The 6,718-nt window shown below is 37.1% G+C and carries 7 protein-coding genes and 1 pseudogene; 5 read left to right on the forward strand and 3 right to left on the reverse strand.

The window, feature by feature from the left end; translation table 11 throughout:
* A partial coding sequence (locus AC33VI_RS03835; RefSeq protein ID WP_491780948.1) for a Mur ligase domain-containing protein occupies positions 1-422 on the reverse strand: 422 nt, incomplete at its 3' end.
* A gap of 53 nt (positions 423-475) precedes the next feature.
* Positions 476-742, reverse strand: a complete 267-nt coding sequence (locus tag AC33VI_RS03840) for a glutaredoxin family protein (protein WP_491780949.1) — start codon at positions 740-742, stop codon at positions 476-478.
* A 291-nt stretch (positions 743-1,033) separates the two neighbouring features.
* Here AC33VI_RS03840 and phnC point away from each other — a divergent pair, with 291 nt between their 5' ends.
* From phnC to AC33VI_RS03865, 5 genes are all read left to right on the forward strand, one after another.
* Positions 1,034-1,867, forward strand: a complete 834-nt coding sequence (phnC, locus tag AC33VI_RS03845) for a phosphonate ABC transporter ATP-binding protein (protein ID WP_491780950.1) — start codon at positions 1,034-1,036, stop codon at positions 1,865-1,867.
* 29 nt (positions 1,868-1,896) lie between these two features.
* Entirely contained in the window at positions 1,897-2,883 is a 987-nt protein-coding gene (gene phnD / locus AC33VI_RS03850) for a phosphonate ABC transporter substrate-binding protein (protein ID WP_491780951.1), read from the forward strand.
* Between the two features lie 88 nt (positions 2,884-2,971).
* Positions 2,972-3,811, forward strand: a complete 840-nt coding sequence (gene phnE / locus AC33VI_RS03855) for a phosphonate ABC transporter, permease protein PhnE (protein ID WP_491780952.1) — start codon at positions 2,972-2,974, stop codon at positions 3,809-3,811.
* A 175-nt stretch (positions 3,812-3,986) separates the two neighbouring features.
* Positions 3,987-5,039: an AAA family ATPase gene (locus tag AC33VI_RS03860; RefSeq protein WP_491780953.1), complete on the forward strand. Its 1,053-nt coding sequence runs from the start codon at positions 3,987-3,989 to the stop codon at positions 5,037-5,039.
* Positions 5,039-5,710: a DUF3226 domain-containing protein gene (locus tag AC33VI_RS03865; RefSeq protein WP_491780954.1), complete on the forward strand. Its 672-nt coding sequence runs from the start codon at positions 5,039-5,041 to the stop codon at positions 5,708-5,710. The genes AC33VI_RS03860 and AC33VI_RS03865 overlap by 1 nt, the downstream gene beginning before the upstream one ends.
* 73 nt (positions 5,711-5,783) lie before the next feature.
* Here the strand turns inward: AC33VI_RS03865 and AC33VI_RS03870 are convergent.
* A pseudogene (locus AC33VI_RS03870) lies at positions 5,784-6,718 on the reverse strand (haloacid dehalogenase-like hydrolase); the annotation flags it as partial.

Below are 6,718 nucleotides of genomic sequence, written 5' to 3' on the forward strand. Positions count from 1 at the left end.
CCAAACAAAGCTGTAGGGTTTTGAGCCTGGAGTAAGAAATATTCAATTAAATGACTGGTAGTAGTCTTGCCATTTGTCCCCGTAACTCCCACCATCCCTAGTTTATTAGCGGGATAATCGTGAAACGCTGCTGCGATCGCGCTACACATAGCAGTCATATCTTCTGCTTGAATGACGCAAGCTTCTGGGGAAGGAGGATGTTTTTCCGCTGCTTGAGGAGTCACCACTGCTGCGATCGCCCCTTGTCCTACGGCACTTTGCCAGAATTCCCCGCCATCAACTCTCGTTCCTGGCATTCCGATAAATAAGTCTCCTGGTTGGCAGCCATGAGAATTAGTACAGACTCGATTGACTTCCATTTCTAAAGCGGAATGTTCTGGTTGAGGAAGGTCTACTTTGGCTAATAGTTCGCGCAGCTTCATCATAATATCTATTTCAGGTAGGGGAATGAACTCTACTATATTTTGAACATTTTTTAGCTTGCAATTATTAAATTATTCTGTAACATTTGTTCTAATTTAGCGACAGAGGCTCTAGGAGATAGTCGGGGCAAAGGCTTTTCGCGATCGGGTAATTGTTGACACAAAACGGGAATTTCATATTGATAGGCAGCAAACCAATCTTCGCGAGTATTGATATTTCGTATTTCTAATTGGAATTCGATATTACTAACCAAATCTAATTTTTCTTGCAATCCTTCGCAAAGATGACATCCTGGTTTGCTATATAAGATTAGCCGCATAGTTATCAAAAAAAGACGATTAATGTTTTTATTTCTTGACTTAAAGCATAAGTTTAAGTTTAGTTTAAATAAATAGTATTTTAAAAATTTCTCTTGAGGTGTGTTGCGATTCTCATGTTAATGCATTACCGACAAGACCTCGATTTTTGTCGATTGTTAATTGTGTGTACCTTATTAATTAGAGAAATGCTGTATTCCTTCAACTCTTAACCAAGGGATAAATCGAGCCTACTGTTGTCTTAATCAAAATCCTAGAAACTATTAAGTTGATGTAGTTTCTGGTGTTAAAGGTTGGCTAATATTAAGGCGATAGAGGTTAAAGATTTAACTAAGAGTTTTAAAGACAATTTAGCTTTAGACAAGGTAAGTTTTTCTGCCACCGAAGGAGAGATGCTAGCTTTGGTTGGCGCGTCTGGTTCGGGTAAATCCACTTTATTGCGCAATCTTAACGGTTTGCATTTAGGAGATGGTGGGGTAGTAAAAATCTTTGATAGTCCTTTGCAAAGTGATGGTAAGTACCATTCTCATATTCGCCGTTTGCGGAGTCAGATCGGGTTTATCTTTCAACAGTTTAATTTAGTCGATCGCTTGAGTGCCTTAGATAATGTCTTAATCGGTAACTTATCGCGGGTATCCCTGTCGCGATCGCTTTTCCATCAGTTTTCCCAACCCGAAAAAGCCAGGGCGTTAGCCGCATTAGAACGAGTCGGTATCCTCGAAAGGGCATATCAGCGGGCTTCTAATCTTTCTGGCGGACAACAACAGAGAGTTGCGATCGCTCGTTGTTTGGTACAGGGGGCAAAAATTATCTTGGCAGACGAACCAATTGCTTCTTTAGATCCAGAGTCTGCCCGCAAGGTGATGGAATTGCTTTGTGAGTTAAATCAAGAAGGCATCACCGTAGTTACTTCTCTCCACCAAGTACAAATGGTCAGACGCTATTTCCCCCGTGCGGTTGCCCTGCGGGATGGCAGAGTCATGTTTGATGGTGCGGTAGAAGCATTAAACGATCGCAAGCTGACCGATATTTATGGTTCGGCAGTCGAAGAGTTAGTTCTACAAGGACACGGCGAATTCGATAACTCTAAGGATCTGTTAACCAAAGTGAAAACTAGAAACTACTAATTTTTATTGATAATTATTTTTCTAATCTGATGAAAAGACGTTCTTTTATTAAAACTGCTTCAGTATTTGCTGGTTCTCTGGCAGCCACTAAATTACTATCCAATTCTGCCCAAGCGCAAGATCTTAAAGAGCTTAATTTTGGGATTATTTCTACCGAATCTCAGGCAAACCAAAAGCCAATTTGGGAACCTTTTATTGCAGCCATGTCGGAAGAGATTGGTATGCCCGTCAAAGCTTTCTATGCTACCCAATATGCAGGAGTAATCGAAGCAATGCGTTTCGGACAAGTGCAACTAGCTTGGTATGGGGGAAAATCTTACATTGAAGCTAATAAAATTGCCGATGCCGAGGTATTCGCTCAAACTGTTAATTCTGACGGTACTAAGGGCTATTTTTCTCATTTAATTATGAACAAAAATCACCCGAAGCTAGAAGAAGCCAAACAGCTTGGAGGAGATAAGTTTGTCATTCAGAATGCCCCCGATCTGACCTTTGCCTTTAACGAGACTAATTCCACTTCTGGCTATTTAGTTCCCAGCTACTACGTCTTCGCTCAAAATAGCGTTAATCCCAAAGAAGCTTTCAGACGCTTGGTATTTTCAGGCAATCACGAGGCAACTGCTTTAGCCATAGCAAACAGTCAAGTAGATGTAGCTACCAACAATAGCGAATCTTTAAGTCGTTTAGAAAAAACCAATCCTCAAGCTAGAGAAAATATTGAAGTAGTCTGGACATCAGTATTAATTCCCAGCGATCCTGTCGCTTGGCGTGCTGATTTACCCGAAGATCTTAAAGCTAAAGTCAAAAACTTCTTTTATAACTACAAAGATCCTGCTGTATTAGAACCCTTAGAATGGGCTGGGTTCGATCCTGCTACCGATAATGTTTGGAATCCCATTCGCGAACTAGATATCGGCGAAAAAATACTAGCAATTCAAGCTAACGATGATATCTCCCAAGAGGATAAAGATAAGCAAATCGCCGAATTAAACAAACAATTGGAAGCAATTAAGTAAATAGACAATGGACAATGGATAATTGACAACGATTTGTAATTGTTAATTGTCCATTATCAATTGTCAATTAAATTTGTTATTAATCAAAATGAACTCCGAACTTCAGACAAACAACCTAAATATCAATAACGGAATGTCCGATTCTGTATTGGAAATGCTAGCCAAAGAAAAGAAAACAGTAACGACTGGCAGGGTTGTTTTTTTGATTGCAACTATTGTTATTTTAATTTTCTCTTTTATTCAAAGCGAACTAAATTTTCCTCTACTGTTGCAACGGGGGGGAAACATGGTGGAATATACCAAGTCCTATTTTCCTCCCGACTTTTCTTTCTGGAAAACCTATTTAGAAGATACTTTAATTACTGTCTCGATGGGTATTTGGGGAACGTTGTTAGCTTCAATTGTGGCAATTCCCCTATCAGTTTTAGCTTCCGAAAACGTCTGTCCTGTTTGGGTAGTCCAACCTACTAGAAGAATACTCGATGCAATGCGAGCAATTAATGAAATAGTCTTTGCCTTAGTATTTGTGGTAGCAGTCGGTTTAGGACCTTTTGCGGGGGTAATGGCACTATTTGTCCATACTACTGGGGCTTTGGGTAAGCTGTTTTCTGAAGCAGTAGAGGCGATCGAACCTGGGCAGGTAGAAGGAGTCAGGGCAACGGGTGCGAGTAAGATTCAAGAGATTATTTACGGCATTATTCCTCAAGTAATTCCCCTCTGGACTTCTTTTGCTTTATATCGTTTTGAATCTAATGTGCGTTCGGCTTCTGTGTTAGGTATTGTCGGTGCGGGAGGTATTGGGGTATCTCTCTATCAAAGTTTTCAGTCTTTCGACTACGGTAAAGTCTGCGCGATTTTAATCATTCTGATTCTGGCAACTACAATTATCGATACGATTTCGGCTAAGTTACGTAATTCCTTGGTTTAGACAACTGACAATGCCGTAAAAATAAAAGTATAGAGCGATACAAGCGATCGCTCTTTTTAATAGAATTGATTTAAGATCGAGCGACACATTATTCAAACTACAATACGGCGATCGATAAATCCTGGCTACAATCTAAAATAACTAATACTTAGTCTATTTCCCAACTGAGGTAACTATGTTGCACGATCTCACCGTTCAAAACTATCGTTGCTTTGAAGATTTCCATATTGATGGTTTGGAACGAGTTAATCTTTTTGTGGGAAATAATAATAGTGGTAAGACTAGTTTATTGGAAACTTTATATTTACTATCTAATTCTAATGCATATGCTTCATTAATTAATATAATGCTAATGCGACAAGAAGCCAAATATATTCCTTCATCTGTTTATAACAAATCTCAAATTATTATATTGGAATCTATAGATGATTTATTTCATGAGAATATACACAAACTAATATCTATAGAAGGAAAAGCTTGCAAGAAAAACAATAAAAGCTCAATCAAAATCTTTACAAAAATTGCTAAAACAAAGCGATTTAACACGGGAGATCTAAAAGTTGAAAAAAATAATGTTAATACTCCTCATTTAACAGAAGAATATACATATAAATTAGATGAAGATAATAAAATTATATTTAAAGCATCTAAATTAAAACAAAAAGATGAACTTGTTTATTTTATATCTAATCCTCGAAAAAATATCTCACGGTTAAAAGAGATATGGGAGAAAATATATTTAACAGAGAAAGAAGAGAAAGTTGTCAAGCAATTGCAACTAATAGACCCAACAATAATTAGAATTGGTTTTTATTATGATGAATTTCATTCAAGCGTTAGATTCAAAGTCAAGAACAAAGATAAACCTGTTCCCTTGAGTAGTATGGGTGATGGAATGTATCGTTTTCTCTTGTTAAGCTTAACCATAGTAACAGCAGAAAATGGCGTTTTGTTGGTAGATGAAATAGAAACAGGATTACATTATGAAGCACAAACGGATATGTGGCGTTTGATTTTGGAAACTGCTAAAGAATTAAACGTACAGGTATTTGCTACTACTCATAGTTGGGATTGTATTGCTGCTTTTCAAGAAGCATTATCGCAAGTGGAAGATAAATCGATTGGTAAGTTATTTCGTTTGGATAATAAATATGGCAATATTCGAGCAGTTGAATATAATGCGGAAGATCTAGATATTGCAGTACGCAATAGTATTGAGGTTCGTTAATGCCTAAAGCTAGAAAACCGAAAGCAAAACCTCAACAATTGCTAGTAGAAGGAAAAAACGATCGCCATGTTATCTGGGCATTATGTCAAAAATACCAAGTACCTGAAACTTTTTCGGTAGAGATTGTAGCGTATGACGATCGCCAACAAGAAACTCAAGGCATTGAAGAATTGTTAGCCAGTTTGCCAATAAAATTAAAAGAAGAAAATTTGCAAACTTTGGGAATAGTAGTCGATGCGGATTTTGATGCGATCGCAAGATGGCAATCAGTAATTAGTAAACTTCAAGAATTTGGCTATCAAAATATTCCTAAAGCACCTGTTAAAGATGGCTGGATCGATCTTCAATTGGAAAAGCCTAAGATTGGCGTGTGGTTGATGCCTAATAATCAACTACCAGGGATGTTAGAAGATTTTGTCAAATATTTAATTCCTGTAGAAGATAAATTGCAAGAAAAGGTTGAAGCAATTCTACAAGAGATTGAAACAGAACAACTTAATCCTTATTCTTTAACCCATCATCAAAAAGCTTTTATCTATACTTGGCTAGCTTGGCAGAAAAAACCAGGTATGCCTATGGGACAAGCAATTACAGCGAAAGCTTTATCTTACAATAGTCCTAAAGTGGAAGTTTTTATTAATTGGCTTAATAGATTGTTTGAATATGGTTAAAATGCGCTCGCCTTTCTGTAACAATCGCTTTTCCCTTTTCCCAACTTTAGCAGACTAATTTGTTTTTTGGAAGTTAAGATATTTGACTCGAACCGTCTTCACTGACAGGCAGGAATTGAGAGCAAACTCGATAAAAATGCTTGCATCCTCGTAATAAGCAAAAAGCAGAGATCAATAATACTTGGGGATTCAAAATAACAGTAACATCGCGAGCATTGGCAGAGATCGCCCCTAAAATTATCAGATAAATTAGAAGACAGAAAAAATAGCGGGGAAAATCCATTGGCCAGCTACCACTTTTCCCGCCTAAATAGCGATATAATGTATACTGAATAGAGCGAACTAAAATACTGCTCAATAGCAAAATCAAACCAGCCATGTTAGCAGATAATAAGATTAAAAAGCCGCAATAACGAAAAGCTTGGAGCAAAAAATAAAGCCAAACTCTACTTTGTTTATTAATATAATTGTAAATATAAAATAAGACTCTTAAAGCCACTAAAAAAAACATCCAATAGGTTAATTCGCGAGAAACCCATGATAAGTCGATACTATATTGATGGGCTAAAAAATTGAGAGGTAGTTTTGCTGCCAATTGCTCTTGGGCTAGAGTCAAAATGCCCAAAGTAGACAAACCCAAAGACCACAACCAAGGTTGCCAAAATCCAAAGGATATTTCGCCAGACTTATAAGTATAGGAAAGGATTGCCTTATCTTCAAATTTCTCCCCCACTAGGTCGTTCTCGATATATCCTAGTTCGTAAATGCACCAGAATGACATTTGTAATAAAAACAAACCAAGTGCGCTTAAAAAAGGATGGGAACTAGAATAGGCAAAAGACAACAAAATAATCAGAAAATCTTCTCCAATAATGTTGTTTAAGAAATATTTTTTATCTGGTCTTTTTACTTTTTCAGAATAAAAAAGTGGTATATAAATTTTCACTTTAAGTCTAAAAATATTGATGCTTGAATAAATGCAGTCTACTAGATTTCTATTGGTCTGGC

The organism is Waterburya sp. (genome assembly GCF_058530065.1).